General features: G+C 36.1%; 10 protein-coding genes. 7 read left to right on the top strand and 3 right to left on the bottom strand.

What is annotated here, in order from left to right; genetic code table 11:
* The first annotated feature begins 5 nt into the window (after positions 1 to 5).
* From N4T20_RS17885 to N4T20_RS17870, 4 genes are all read left to right on the top strand, one after another.
* Entirely contained in the window at positions 6 to 3,023 is a 3,018-nt protein-coding gene (locus N4T20_RS17885; RefSeq protein WP_260670483.1) for a TonB-dependent receptor, read from the top strand.
* Between the two features lie 28 nt (positions 3,024 to 3,051).
* Complete coding sequence (locus tag N4T20_RS17880) at positions 3,052 to 4,557, top strand: RagB/SusD family nutrient uptake outer membrane protein (RefSeq protein WP_260670482.1); 1,506 nt, start codon at positions 3,052 to 3,054, stop codon at positions 4,555 to 4,557.
* Between the two features lie 248 nt (positions 4,558 to 4,805).
* The gene (locus tag N4T20_RS17875; RefSeq protein ID WP_260670481.1) at positions 4,806 to 6,050 is read left to right on the top strand and encodes a glycoside hydrolase family 71/99-like protein; all 1,245 of its coding nucleotides are present in this window, start codon (positions 4,806 to 4,808) and stop codon (positions 6,048 to 6,050) included.
* A 25-nt stretch (positions 6,051 to 6,075) separates the two neighbouring features.
* The gene (locus N4T20_RS17870; RefSeq protein WP_260670480.1) at positions 6,076 to 8,094 is read left to right on the top strand and encodes a glycoside hydrolase family 97 protein; all 2,019 of its coding nucleotides are present in this window, start codon (positions 6,076 to 6,078) and stop codon (positions 8,092 to 8,094) included.
* A 491-nt stretch (positions 8,095 to 8,585) separates the two neighbouring features.
* Here the strand turns inward: N4T20_RS17870 and N4T20_RS17865 are convergent, their stop codons facing one another.
* A complete protein-coding gene (locus N4T20_RS17865; protein WP_260670479.1) occupies positions 8,586 to 9,497 on the bottom strand; it encodes a hypothetical protein in 912 nt (303 codons plus the stop codon).
* A 174-nt stretch (positions 9,498 to 9,671) separates the two neighbouring features.
* Between N4T20_RS17865 and N4T20_RS17860 the strand changes: the two genes are divergently transcribed.
* The 3 genes from N4T20_RS17860 to N4T20_RS17850 all read left to right on the top strand — a co-directional run bounded on the left by N4T20_RS17860 (position 9,672) and on the right by N4T20_RS17850 (position 13,469).
* Positions 9,672 to 10,148 (top strand): MarR family winged helix-turn-helix transcriptional regulator, encoded by a 477-nt coding sequence (locus N4T20_RS17860; RefSeq protein WP_260670478.1) that lies wholly within the window; start codon positions 9,672 to 9,674, stop codon positions 10,146 to 10,148.
* Positions 10,149 to 10,208: 60 nt separating this feature from the next.
* On the top strand, positions 10,209 to 11,630 hold the full coding sequence (locus N4T20_RS17855; RefSeq protein ID WP_260670477.1) for an MATE family efflux transporter: 1,422 nt from the start codon (positions 10,209 to 10,211) through the stop codon (positions 11,628 to 11,630).
* A gap of 672 nt (positions 11,631 to 12,302) precedes the next feature.
* Positions 12,303 to 13,469: a hypothetical protein gene (locus N4T20_RS17850; RefSeq protein WP_260670476.1), complete on the top strand. Its 1,167-nt coding sequence runs from the start codon at positions 12,303 to 12,305 to the stop codon at positions 13,467 to 13,469.
* A gap of 70 nt (positions 13,470 to 13,539) precedes the next feature.
* On the opposite strand, the gene N4T20_RS17845 is transcribed toward N4T20_RS17850, so the two are convergent.
* Positions 13,540 to 13,974: a DUF6526 family protein gene (locus N4T20_RS17845; protein WP_260670475.1), complete on the bottom strand. Its 435-nt coding sequence runs from the start codon at positions 13,972 to 13,974 to the stop codon at positions 13,540 to 13,542.
* Positions 13,975 to 14,275: 301 nt separating this feature from the next.
* Positions 14,276 to 14,761: a DNA-deoxyinosine glycosylase gene (locus N4T20_RS17840; RefSeq protein WP_260670474.1), complete on the bottom strand. Its 486-nt coding sequence runs from the start codon at positions 14,759 to 14,761 to the stop codon at positions 14,276 to 14,278.
* Positions 14,762 to 14,913 lie beyond the last annotated feature (152 nt).

Here is a 14,913-nt window from a genome sequence, read left to right as displayed (position 1 = left end):
TTCTAATGAATAGTAAAAATACAAAAAGCGTCCTGCATCAAATGTGGACTGCTAAAGGAGCGGTATTGATGATTTTTATGCTTTTTCTTTCTGCTGGCACATTCGCGCAGACGAAAAAACAAATCTCAGGAACCGTTTATGACAATACGGGTACGGTATTGCCGGGAGCTTCTATCATTGAAGTAGGAACAAAAAACGGAACTACAACAGATTTTGATGGTAAATTCAGTCTTCAGGTAGCCGTAGGAGGTGCAATTGAAGTTTCGTTTATAGGATCGACAACACAAAAAATCCAGATTACGGGAAGTACTGCTAATGTTGAAGTGCGTCTGCAAAATGATGGATATAGTTTAGCTGAGGTTCAAGTGGTTTCTGTGGGTTACGGAAAAGTGAGAAAAGCAGATTTGACTGGAGCCATTTCTACAGTTGGAGCAGATGATTTAGTAAAAGGAACTATTTCTTCGACAGAGCAGGTGCTGCAAGGAAAAGTAGCGGGATTAAATATTATTCGCCCTTCTGGAGACCCGGCAGCGGGTTCTACAATCCGTCTTCGTGGAGGAACTTCCTTAACAGCAAGCAACAGTCCGCTAATCGTTGTGGATGGAATTGCTGGTGTTGATATTAACGTGGTTCAACCTTCAGACATTAAGTCGGTTGACGTTCTTAAAGATGCTTCGGCAACTGCAATTTACGGTTCTCGAGGAGCAAATGGGGTAATCATGATTACAACAAAATCGGGGACAAAAGGAGTTTCTGTAGTGTACAGCGGCTTATCTAGTGTAGGATATGTAAATGACAACTTAGATTTATTATCTGCAAACCAATGGAGAGGATATGTTCGCCAGAACGGAATTGCTGATGCTGTTGATTACGGTGCAAATACAAACTGGCAGAAAGCAATCGAGCAGACTGCAATTTCTCAGTCCCATACTTTGAGCATCAATTCTGGAAAAGCAGACAGTGGTTTTAGAACTTCACTTTCTTACCTAAACAATGAAGGGGTTATTAAAAAATCTGGCTTAGAAAGATTAAGCGGAAATGTTAGCGCCTACCAATTTTTGGGAGACAACAAAGAAGTGAAATTTGATATGGGATTATTTGCAAACATTGACAAATGGCACCCAATTGATTACAGAATTTTTGAAAGAGCTTACAACTTAAATCCAACAATTCCGGTTTACGATGCAGATGGAAATTTTAGTGTTGTAACAGGAAACCTTTACCAAAATCCAGTTGAGATTTTAACCAACAGAACTTTTGACAACGAAAGACACAGACTTTTAGGCTATTTTAAAACTGATGTGAAATTCTTGAATGACTTTACTGCCACTGCAAATATTTCGTTAGAGCACAATGCGGTAAAAGGAGGAACTTACAAACCATCTTATGCAGTTATGGAAGGACAGACTGAAGGAGGTTTTGCACAAAGAACTTACGCAGAATACACAAATGCACAAGGAGAGCTTTATGTAAATTACAGCAAGATTATCGACAAGCATAATATTAGCGCTTTGGCTGGTTATTCTTATCTTGAAAATATCTACGAAGGTTTTGGAGCACAGAGAGGCGGATTTGTAACAGATGCTTTCAGCTACAATAATTTAGGAGCTGGTTACAACTATCGTTTAAGCGATGTGTATTCATACAAAGGAAAATCAAATTTAGTGTCTTTTTATGCCCGTGCTAACTATGGCTACGATGGAAAATATTTATTGACAGCAACAGTAAGACGTGACGGATCAAGCCGTTTTGGAGAAAATAATAAATGGGGAACTTTCCCGTCTGCGTCTGCTGCTTGGAGAGTTTCTAATGAAGAATTTATGGAATCTTCAAAAGGATGGTTAGACAACTTAAAATTAAGAGTAGGTTGGGGGATTACAGGAAACCAAGACGGAATTGGGGAGTACAAATCGCTTTCTATCTTAGGAGTTGGAAGCGACAGCTACTACGATCCAGTTACTAAAACTTGGAGCTTGGCTTATTCTCCAAAACAAAACCCAAATCCCGATTTGAAATGGGAGTCTACAGAGCAGGTTAATATTGGTTTTGATTTTGGTCTCTTCAACAGAATTACAGGATCTTTCGAATGGTATTCTAAAACAACAAGAGATTTGTTATATACTTACGAAGTGCCTCAGCCGCCATATTTAGTAGGAACAATGCTGGCAAACGTTGGAGAAATGTCAAACAAAGGGGTAGAGTTAACTTTGAATGCTGACATTATCAGAGGAGATAAATTCAATTGGAATGCTAATTTAACGCTTGGGCACAACGTTCAGAAAATTGAAAAACTTTCGAATCCAACTTATAAAACAGATGTTATCTACAGCGGATCTCTTCATGGTCTGGCAGGTATGTCTGGACAGTATTCTCAAATTATTGCCGAAGGATATCCTGTTGGAACTTTCTGGGGATTCAAAAACGCAGGTTTAGATCCTAATGGAAAAATACAGTATTACAATGCTGCAGGACAAGTAGTAGATGAAAGTGCTTTGGTTGATGCTGACAAAACAGATTTAGGAAACATTCAGCCAGATTTGACATTAGGTATCGGAATGAATTTTACTTACGGAAATTTTGATCTTGGACTTTCAGGATACGGAATGTTTGGACAAAAAGCGTTGAACGCGACAAACATGATGCTGAACGATCCGACTAGATTGCCAGCTTATAATGTGCCAGATGCTTTCTTAAGCAGCGGCATCACTTCTGCGCCTAAGTATTCTGATTACTGGATCGAAGATGCTTCTTTCTTTAGACTTCAGACCTTAACTTTTGGTTACACTTTACCATTAAAATACAAAAAATCAAAAGTTAGAATGTATGTAATGGGAGAAAACTTATTTGTAATTACAGGTTACAAAGGTGTAGATCCAGAGATTGGTTTAAATGCTCAGGACGGAATTGGCCAGACTGGAGTAATGGATCAAACTGGTTTGGCAGCTCCTGGAATTGATAGATACAACAATTATCCTCGACCAACTACTATTTCTGTTGGATTAAATTTTACGCTGAATAACTAAGCGAATTGATAACCAAAAAATATTAACAATGAAAATCAAAATAACAGCAGCAATACTTTTAAGCATGCTTTTTACGGTATCTTGTACTGATTTGAACGAGCAGCTGTATGATCAGGTAGAAGATGGAAATTTCGGAAATACAACCAAAGAAGTTGATGCGCTGGTAGGTGGAGCATACTCTTCATTGAGAGGATTCAAAGATGATATCTCAAATAATTATCCAACTTGCGAATATGTTTTCTTTTTGAATGAAGTAGTTTCAGACGAAGCTACAATTCCGACAAGAGGTACAAACTGGTACGATGGAGGACAATACCAAGATGCGCAAAAGCATACTTGGAAATCAGATAATAGAATGATTCTTTCGGCTTGGCGTTACAACTATACCGGAATCGCTAAAATCAATGCAATTATCTATCAAATCAATAAATCATCTTTAAGCGATAAATCGAAAGAACCGATTTTTGCCGAATTAAAAGCGCTTAGAGCATATTACTATTACAATCTTTTAGATTTATTCGGAAATGTGCCAATTGTAACCAATTTTGAAGATACAGATCTTCCGACCAATTCAACAAGAAAACAAGTTTATGATTTTGTTGAAAAAGAATTGACAGACGCTATTCCGCATTTAAATCCAAATGTGGTGTATTCTAAAATGACTAGAAATGTTGCGTATGCTGTTTTGGCTAGATTGTATCTTAATTCAGAAGCGTTTATTGGCCAGCCACGTTGGCAAGATTGTATTAACATATGCCAGAAAATCACAGGATACAGCTTGACACCAGACTTCTTTGCCAATTTCGTGACAGAAAATCAAACTTCTCCTGAAATTATTTTTGCAATTCCTTACGATTCAAAAGCAGGAACAGTTGGAAACTACATGAACTCAATGTCTTGCCATTACAGTCAAAATCTAGCTATTTCTGCAATTCCAAATAATTATCCTTGGAGCGCAAACGGAATGTGCGCGCAGCCAGGAGTTTATTCTTCTTTTGCAGATACAGACAAAAGAAAAAAATGTATGCTAGAAGGCGATCAGATCAATCTTGCGACAGGAAGTGTAATTATCATGAGTAACGGAGAGCCTCTTACTTATACAGAGAATCTAACAAGTCTTGAAGATGCAAAAGAAAATGAAGGAGTTCGTTTGCATAAATACGAAATGAAAGCAGGGGAGCAATGGGAGCGTGATCACGATTTTGTGTTAATTCGTTATGCAGAAATCTTAATGATGCAAGCAGAATGTTATGTTCGTTTGGGTTCTCCAGACTTAGCAAGACCATTTGTACAGCAAGTTGCATCTCGCGCAGGTGAAGAATTGCCAACAACAATTGACCTTAAATTTATTGATCAAGAGTTATTGAAAGAATTCACATTTGAAGGAAGAAGAAGAACAGACAACATTCGTTTCGGAACATTCTTCGAGCCATGGTGGTCAAAAGGCACAACGGAAAAATACAGAGCAATTTTCCCAATTCCGAGTACCGTTTTAACTACAAACAAAAACCTAAAACAGAATCCTGGGTATTAGGTTATTAAATGTCAGTCTTCCATGTTGGTTAGTCGTGGAAGGCTGATATGTTTTTAAATATTTACATTAAATAGATTCTAAAGTGCTAAAATATATTTAACACATAGAAACATAGGTTTTTATGTGTAAAAAGAAGGAGGAAAGAAACTCTATGTGTGTTTATGTGAGAGAAACGCCTTTTTCGAAGTTTCAAAAGCTATGTTTCTATGTGTTTAAATTATTAAGTATAAATAAAATAGTATCTCAATATGAAAAGATATATCACATCGTTGGTTTTTGGTTTGATGAGCATTGTGATGGCTGCCAGCTGCAGCAGCGATGACAAAGGCTCGGACAAACCTATAGAACCAGAAAAAACAGCACCTGTTGCGATTGAGAAAACCAACAGCACCAAAATTTATATGCACTATATGCCGTGGTTTGAAACCAACGAAAGCAGTGCCGATAAAAAATGGGGATATCATTGGACGATGGCAAACAAAAATCCGAACAACGTAGGAGCAAACGGCCGAAGAGAAATTGCATCTTATTATTATCCGCTGATTGGGCCTTATCACTCAGGAGATAAAAATGTGATCGAAAATCATTTGCTATTGATGAAATATTCAGGAATCGATGGAATTTTGATCGATTGGTACGGCACTTACGACGTAAATGATTACAGAATGGTTAAAGAAAATACAGATCAGCTTATTGAAATGCTTGATAAAGTAGGTTTGGAATATGCCATTGTATACGAAGACCGATTTCTGACCAATGTTGTCAATGCAGGAAAAGCAATTTCGGTAACCAGTGCAGCAAAAACAGATTTAGCTTATGTGCAGAATAATTATTTTTCTGATGCTAATTATATCAAAATTAATGGCAAACCGCTCTTAATGAATTTTGGACCAATCGTGCTAGAGACTCCTGCAGAATGGACAAATGTCTTTAATACTTTGACTGCAAAACCGACTTTTCTCACACTTTGGGATCATTCTGCAAAAGCAGGAGAAAATGCTTCTGGCGAATATGCATGGGTATATAAAGACAATAGCTATCTGACAAATTTTTATACCAATACCAAACCAAAATTGAGCGTAGCAATGGGAAGTGCTTATCCTGGTTTTAAAGATTTTTATGCCCAAGGCGGAGGCGGTGCTGCGATCGGCTGGACGATTGAACACAATAACGGTGCAACGCTAGATGAAACGCTTGCTCTAGCTAAAAATGCCAATGTAAATTACCTGCAGCTGATTACGTGGAATGATTTCGGAGAGGGTACAATGATGGAACCAACAGTTGAATTTGGTTACTCTTTTATAGAAAAAATAAAAACGTTTTCGGGCGTAAAAAACACCGAAAGCGTATTTCCTGACATCAGCAAATTGTATGATTTACGCGTACAGAAAAAGGGAAATGTCGAAATACAGAAAAAACTCGACCAAGCGTTTAATTATTTTGTTTCGATGCAGCCAGCAAAAGCAAAACAAGTAATAAGCGAAATAAAATAGAGCGGTAATTAATACAATTTAAATAATGAAAAACAGAAAATATAGATACTGTCTTGTGGCTTTAGCATTAATGCTGGTTATGGCTTGCAGTACTAAAAAAACGTATAAAATCAGTTCTCCTGAAAAAATCTCTGAATTAACTTTTGAATTAACGCCTTCTGGACAGCCTCAATATAGTTTTTCTTCTAACGGAAAATCGGTTATTGAACCTTCTCTTATGGGATTTGAATTTCAAGGATTAGCCAAAATGACAGACGGTTTTGAAGTTGTTTCGACAGAAGAAAAAACGAAAGATGAAACTTGGGAGCAGCCTTGGGGCGAATTCAAAAAAGTGCGAGACCATCATAACGAACTGATTGTTCACCTAAAAGAAGCAAAAGGCGAAGAGCGTCTAGTGGATATCATTTTTAGAGTTTTTGACGATGGTGTCGGATTTCGTTATGAATTTCCAAAACAGCCTCATTTAGGGAAGGTCAAGATCTCTAATGAAGTGACTCAATTTACTTTCAAAGATAACAATGACGTTTGGTGGATTCCTGTTCATCGCGAAAACAGTTATTACGAAAGCGAATACCGTAAAACCTTAATGAGTAAAACTGATACTATCAATACCCCGGCAACTTTTGAAACTAAAGACAAATTGTATGTAGCCATTCATGAAGCCAACCTAACAGATTTTGCCTCAATGACGCTTTTAAAAACTACAGACAAGCAGTATAAAAGTGATTTAGTGCCGTGGGCAGATGGTGTAAAAGTGTATGCAGAAACACCTTTTAAAACGCCTTGGAGAACCATTGTAGTAGGTAAAAATCCTGGTGAAGTAGCAACTTCAACTATTATGTTAAATCTAAACGAACCTTCAAAAATTGAAGATTTATCTTGGATCACGCCATCCAAATATATCGGAATCTGGTGGGGAATGCATTTAGAAAAATACACTTGGGGGCAAGGGCCAAAACACGGCGCAACAACCAAAAACACAAAAGAGTACATCGATTTTGCTGCGAAAAATGGTTTTGATGGAGTTTTAGTTGAAGGATGGAATGAAGGCTGGGATGGCGACTGGACAGCAGACGGTTCTGCGTTTAGTTTCGTAAAAGCCTATCCAGATTTTAATTTGGAAGAAATCACCAAATATGCAGCCATAAAAAATGTTCGTTTAATCGGACATCATGAAACGGCTGGAGCAACCAAAAACTATGAAAATCAGTTGGAAGATGCTTTTAAACTGTATCAGAAAATGGGGGTAAACTCAGTAAAGACGGGTTATGTAAATAAATATTTGGACAAAAAAGAATGGCATGACAGCCAGTATGGAGCACGTCATTATAGAAAAGTAATCGAGACGGCCGCTAAATATCATATTATGATTGATAATCACGAGCCGATGAAAGGAACAGGATTGCAGCGTACCTATCCGAATTTTATGTCGCAAGAAGGCGGTCGCGGACAAGAGTATAACGCATGGTCTGTAGATGGAGGAAATACGCCAGAGCATTTAACAACACTGCCATTTACGAGAATGCTTTCAGGTCCGTTTGATTATACGCCTGGAAACTTCAATTTTGATTACAAAACACCTTCTGGAGCAAAAGTGCAGACAACGTTGGCAAATCAATTGGCATTGTACGTAATTATTTTCAGTCCCCTGCAAATGGCTTCAGATTTGCCTGAAAATTATGAAGGCAAGCCAGAATTCCAATTCATAAAAGATGTGCCTTGCACTTGGTCAGACACTAAAGTTTTAGATTCTAAAATTGGAGATTACACAACAATTGCTCGTAAAGATTGGGACGAGAAAAACTGGTATTTAGGATCGATTACCAATAGAAATGCAAGAGACTTAAAAGTAACGCTTTCATTCTTGGATAAAAACAAAGAATACGAAGCCGAAATCTACGCAGACGGACCAGGAGCAAATTATAAAACAAATCCGTATCCGGTTACAATCTCTAAACAAAAAGTAAACAGCAAAACCGTTTTAGATATCAAATTGGCAGCTGGCGGAGGAACAGCAGTAAAATTCACTCCGATCGAAAAATAAATTAGTTAAGTTTTATTTTGAGTTAAGTTAAGTAAGTTTAAGTTTGGCAATAAACCCGATAGCTGGAGAGTTATCGGGTTTGTTTTTTTTGTTTATATACTTTGAGTATAATTTTGATCGCAAAGCTCGCAAAGTTTTTTCGCAATCCCGAAGCCTCGGGACGCAGAGTTTTTTTTGAGACTTTATAAAACGCAAAGCCCGCAAAGTTTTTTCGCAAAGGGGAGGCAAAGTTTTTTTGTGAGATTTTATAAAATGCAAAGTCCGCAAAGCTTTTTCGCAATTCCGAAGCTTCGGGAAGTTAAGAAGCTTTTATTGAGAATTTAGATGAGATTTTATAAAATGCAAAGTTCGCAAAGTTTTATAAAAACAAGCTTTGCGAACTTTTTCATTTTAATGACTCTAAAAAAACTTAGCGCCCTTTGCGAAAAAACTTTGCGTCCTTTGCGTTAAAAAAAACTTAGCATCTTAGCATCTCAGAACCTTAGCAACTTTTATTTAGTAACCTTAACGTGTTTTCCAAAAGTATACACAGCTGTTATCGTTGGTCCGTTATAGCCCCATTTTAAGAAACCATTTAATCGGTCTTGAACAGTATCTATTCTAAAATTCAAACCAGTATAACCAGCAGTAAGGCTAAAGTTTTGAACAACATTATACAAAACAGATAAATTGTAGCTTATGATTCGTCCGTCGGTATCATTAATTTTTACGGCAAGATAATTTACGTTGGCATATAAACCCCAGCGTTTTCCAAGAACAAATTCTCCCCAAATTCCAACATCAGGCAGAGGAGCAGTAAAGTCAAAAGTATCACGATACTCTAAACTTTGCGTGTTAGCTTCTAATTTTAGGCCTAAATCTGCAAAAAGCACGTGCGCTCCAATCAATAGGCCAGCTTGGTATTTAGGTTTGGAGAGAATGGCATAGCCATAAGCAATTCTGGCAATCTGCACATTAAAAGTACCTTGAACCCTTCCGTCTATCGGGTAAGTGTGATCTCCAAAAGTAATATCTTTTTGCAGCGTCTTGGTCGCAGTTCTATCAAGCACAAAATACTCAAAACCTAATCGGGATCTTTTGGAAATGCGCCAGTCAAATGTTCCTAAAAAAGAAGCACTTGATTTAGTAAAACCTAAATCGCTTTCAAGATCAATTTCAGTTCCTATATTTCCGTTGTTGCCTTCAACTTTAACTTGAGTATTGTTTACGGGAAAAAAACCGCCGGCAGTAACTTTAAATTTTCTATTGTGCCAGGGCAGATCATCTACACTATTATTTTGAAAATCGTCTGTTTCAGTTTTAAAAGTCGTTAAGTCTTCATCTTTGCTGGTTTCGGCAACTGTCTGAGCGTTTAGCGGAATCCAAAGGAGCATCATTACCAAAAAAATAAATAATTGTTTCATCAGAGTAATTTTTAAGTTTTTATTAGGCAATATTTAACAATTAAAGTTAGTAAAAATAATCGTTCATTTTTGTTTTTATAGCCTAATTATTTTTGTGAATGGTTTGTATATCAATAAAATAAGGATTGTTTTGAAAAATAGTTGACATATCACTCTTTTTTGTAATTTTGCATCATGGAAAAAAAACATACCGATAAAGAAGGTTTTTCAAATTTTTGGAAAGAGGAAATATCAGATAGTTTCTTCTTTCAGATTCATCGTATAAAGCGTGCAATTTTCAGACGTACAAACGCGTTAATGAATGAAGCAGGAATTACATTGCAGCTGGAACAATTGCCCTTGCTTATGATTCTGCATCACAAAAGTCTTTCGCAGAGAGAGTTGTCAGATAAGACTATGCGCGACAAATCGTCTATTTTAAGAAGCATTTCGGCACTTGAAAAAAAGAAATTGGTTGAGGTCGTAAAAGATAAAATGGATAAACGCAAAAACATTGTGAGTCTTACCAATGAAGGAACTGTATTGGCAAAAAGCATCCGTTCTCTCATGAAAAGGGCAGAAGAGGAGGTTATGTCTGTTTTTTCTCCAAAAGAAAAAATCGAAGCGCTAAATGCTGTAAGGTCTTATGCCGATAAGCTCGAAATGCTTTAATTTTTTTTAACTTTTAAAAGTTGATATATCAACTTATTTTTAAATAATTATTTTGAAAAAATGAAAAAAAATGAATTGTTAGAAGGGCCAATCCTTTCTTCATTATTAAAATTGGCAGTTCCTATTATGATTGCCAATTTATTACAAGCCGCATATCAGTTGGTAGATGCTTTTTGGGTAGGACGTTTGGGCGGAGATGCAGTTGCTGCGGTTTCAATTAGTACGCCGGTAATATTTCTTACCATTGCTTTAGGAACCGGATTGGCTATTGCGGGTTCTATTTTAATTGCGCAATATTTTGGGGCCGGAAACCAGAAAATGGTCAATCATGTGGCGGCTCAGACTTTGTCGATGGTGATTATTGTATCTGTAGTCTTGTCAATTATAGGATACATTTTGAGTCCGTATTTTTTATATCTGCTAAAGGTCACGCCAACGGTTTATGCAGATGCCTTAGGATTTATGCGTGTGGCATTTATCGGTCTGGTTTTTAGTTTCGGATTTATGATTTTCCAGTCCATTATGCGTGGAGTGGGGCGCGTAACGTTGCCTGTGTATATAGTTTTGGGAACTGTGATTTTGAACTTTGCTCTAGATCCGCTGTTTATTTACGGATGGAATTTTATTCCTGCTTTGGGCGTAAAAGGTGCCGCTCTGGCGACTTTATCTACACAGCTTCTGGCTATTATAATCGGATTTGCGATTCTGTTTAGAGGAAAACACGGAATCCATCTTCGCATTGCCGATTTTAAACCTGATTACAAGCATATTAAAAGAGCTTTTGAAATTGGTTTTCCATCTTCAATCGAGCAGTCGATGCGTGCTTTGGGCATGATGGCTATTACTTTTTTGATTGTTCGCTTTGGTACATTGACAGTTGCTTCTTATGGAGCAGGTTCCAATTTGATTCAGCTGATTTTGATTCCAGCTTTGGGATTATCAATGGCGATTGCCACTCTTGTAGGCCAGAATATTGGAGCAGGAAATGTTGATAGAGCGGCCGAAATATCAAAACTTGGAGCATATCTAGGTTTCGGATTATTAACAGGTCTCGGAATCATAGCGTTTATTTTTGCTCCTTATTTGATTGCTTTCTTTGTTCCAAATGATCAAGCTGTTATTGAGGGCGGAACAGAATTGCTGAGAATCACTTGTCTTTCTTGGGGTTTTTTAGGGCTGCAGCTTTGCCTGACGGGTGTTTTTCGTGCTGTTGGAAATACAAAACTGCCCATGATTCTGACACTAGTTTCGCAATGGGTAATACAGTTTCCGCTTGCTTACATTTTGTCCCATAATACTTCTTTGGGAAAAATTGGAATCTGGTGGGCTTTTCCGATTTCTTCTGTTGTGACTGCTTTAATCACCGTTGCAATATACGCAAAGGGCGATTGGAAGAAAGAAAGATTGACGGGCAAAATCAATAAATTGATTGATAAGGTAGAAAGCGAAATTGTAAAGGAAGGGTTTGATATTTCTAAGTAAAGGTTCTGAGATGCTAAGATGCTAAGGTTCTTAGGTTTAAAGTTGCAAAGGTTCAAAGGCTTAAAGGTTTGTTTGGACTGCCTCAAATTGAGGCAGTCTTTTTACAGGAGTTAAAAATTGTAGAATCAAGTTCTGTAATTCTGTAGAGATGCACTGCAGTGCATCTAACGAAAGATTGGAAGATTACGGATCCTGCATTTTAGACGCACATTTTGCGTCTTTGTAATTTTCTAAAATATATTTTTATGAAAGCCAAAATAAATTTTAAGTACCTTAGTACCTTAGCATCTCAGAACCTTAGCACCTTTTAAAATGGCAGAAAAACTAAAGCGTTATTTCATAAAATCTATTATTGTACTAGCTTTATTAGGTTTAAAGTTGCAAAGGTTCAAAGGTTCAAAGGTTCAAAGGTTCAAAGGTTCAAAGGTTTGTGTGGATTGCCTCAAATTGAGGCAGTCTTTTTACAGGAGTTAAAAATTGTAGAATCAAGTTCTGTAATTCTGTAGAGATGCACTGCAGTGCATCTAAAGAAAGATTTGAAGATTGCGAATCCTGCATTTTAGACGCACATTGTGCGTCTTTTTAATTTTCTAAAATATATTTTTGCGAAAGCCAAAATAAATTTTAAGGACCTTAGTATCTTAGCATCTCAGAACCTTAGCACCTTTTAAAATGACAGAAAAACTAAAGCGTTATTTCATAAAATCTATTATTGTACTTGCCTTAATTCATTTAGCATATTTTTTATACGGTTTTTTTACTTTTAAAGGGCTGAAGAATATTAACATTTACACCGAATTTTATCGTTTTAAATTTTACGATGACGTTTCGATTTCGCACTTTTTTGTAAGCGGATTGTTTTTGCTCCTCTTTTTGATATTTTTGGTTCGCAATCATTCGAGAGAAAATTACAAAGGTGGCAATCTTTTTAAAGTTGCCATTTGCCTGCTGCTGATTTCATTTTTGACTTTTTCATTTTTTGTCAGTTACAGTTTCGGAATGAATGCAAAATTGAAGTCTGAATTGTCTGAAAATGATTTTAATAATGATAAAAAACTCCTGAATGTTTTAAATCCGTTTTTGTATGGATATACTTCTTACAGTTCGGAGAAATTATTCAACTATGAAAATATTTTATATCCAAAACCATATCCTGTAATCAAACAGGAAGATACGATTGTCACGGGCGAATATCCAATTACAGAAACCAGTTACTATAGCATAGATACCATCAAAGCGCTAACAAGCACTTTTGATAAAACAACAAATAAGGCAGATAGTATTTTTGATCTTCTTGGTTTTGATAAAGAAGAATTGTACAAAAGAGTTATCTCAAAAACGGTTGCTGGCGACAGTATAGAAATTGTTTTTAAGAGCGTTTCTGTGCATCCGGAACATGATAAGAATATTTGCATTTTCTTAGAAAACAAATCGTTATTTAAGCCTGTAAAAGGAGATTCTATCTATGGGCAGACTTTTCAGGCAGCTGTAGATCGTTACAAATTGCTGTATAATTCTAAGAAGGATTCATTGACGTATACTTTTCAGAGATTAGACACGATTTTAAGAAAATACAATATAGAAACCAGTTTGGTTCCGAAACAGCTTACTCAAGATGTGTATCATTACAGAGATCATCAAGACGAGCCTCTCAACGGAATTAGAAATAGTTTTGATAGGAAAGCTTTAGCAGAAAAATTTACCACCTTAGACAAGCTTTTTTACGAACCTAATTACTTGCACCCCAATATTATCGGAATCTATTTTGCTGTAATTGTTTCCGTCTGGATCGTGCTCTTTTTGTTTTATCTTATTTTTAATAAAAAGAAAGTTCAATAGCAAAATTCAATAGAAAAGCTCAATCTGAAATATTCAAATTGAGCTTTTTTATTTTAATAGCATTACTATTTTAAACTCTGTGATAATCTGCTTTCCAGTGTACTATTCCTTTTTTGATGGCATCGCCGGTTAAGCTGTTTTTTAGAACATCCTCTATAAGAGGAATCAACTCGTTGTCTGGCGCAAAACGCAATGCAAATATTTGATCGTCTGTAAGCTTGTACTCAAATTCTTCAAATCTTTTGCCTGTCAGGCTAAAATAACGGTAACGCATTTCCAAACGTACAATTCTGTTTTGCAGCGTTAGCGCGTAGTGCTGGCGCAACATATAGGCCAATACGAAAAGAAATATAAAAGCCACGCTTATAAATGCCCATATTAAATGATCTTCTGTTGTAATTCCAAAGTAGATGCTGGCGATTAAAAATAAAATTAAAACAGGATAATATATAAAATGGTGCGGGGTATAAAACCGTATATGATTATAGTATGTCTGGATTTTCATGTTTTCAACTTTAAATGGTAGCCTATAAAAACAAAACTACTCTATATTTCTATAGAGTAGCTTTTTCCCAAAAATAAACTAACATAACCAATGTTCTCTTTATAGACTAAACTTTTTACAGTTTGCTTTGTAAATTTTAATAAGAAGAAAGCCTTTTCATTTCGTTAGATCAAATCTTCAATATGGCTTATTTTTCTTTGATGTAAAATTAGCTCGAGAGCAGTTGTTTTTTGTTATATTTTAAAGGGAAAAAGTTACATGATTCCAATATTTACATTTTAATTGTATAAAAGACTGGCCTTTACAATAAAGTTTTAATGATGCTCCACTCGTTTAACTTATCTTGAAAAGCCTTGCTGGCATTGGCAGGACTTGTTGATGGGAGTGTGAATGTTTTATATTCTTTTGTTAAATGGACATATTTTTTAAAAAACGCCGCGGCTTTTTGTCCGTTAAAAAGAATGCTTTCTATTTTGGGGTGAGTTGCTAAGAAATCTTCAAAATCATTTGCGATTTCATTTTTTATGGCACTGTCCAAACTGCCAACACGTTCGCAAAATTGTAAGACATCCCAGAGCGCGATATTATTTTTAATTAACAAGCTTTTTCTCATTTCATAATCGTTAGAAAAATCTTCTCCGAGAACCTGAAACATAAATTTCCAAAAGTTATTCTGATTGTGTCCATAATATTGGTTGAGTTCTAAAGATTTTGTTCCAGGCATAGTGCCTAAAATCAGAATTTTAGAAGTTGATGAACTGATTGGGGCAAACGAAAAACTCTCCATACTTATTTCTTTACTAAATTGTGCTATTCGTTAAAATAAACATTTATAAGGAATTATAAAACAAAACCGAAAAATTATATAACAGATTAGGCTTGCCTTTAAACGAACTTTGACTTTCAGATTTCGACAAAATAATCTGTTTGGCAAATTAT

It is taken from the genome of Flavobacterium sp. TR2 (assembly GCF_025252405.1).
Lineage (GTDB): Bacteria > Bacteroidota > Bacteroidia > Flavobacteriales > Flavobacteriaceae > Flavobacterium.
The sequence above is the reverse complement of the archived record's forward strand: the minus strand, read 5'-3'. Positions and strand labels throughout refer to the sequence as shown.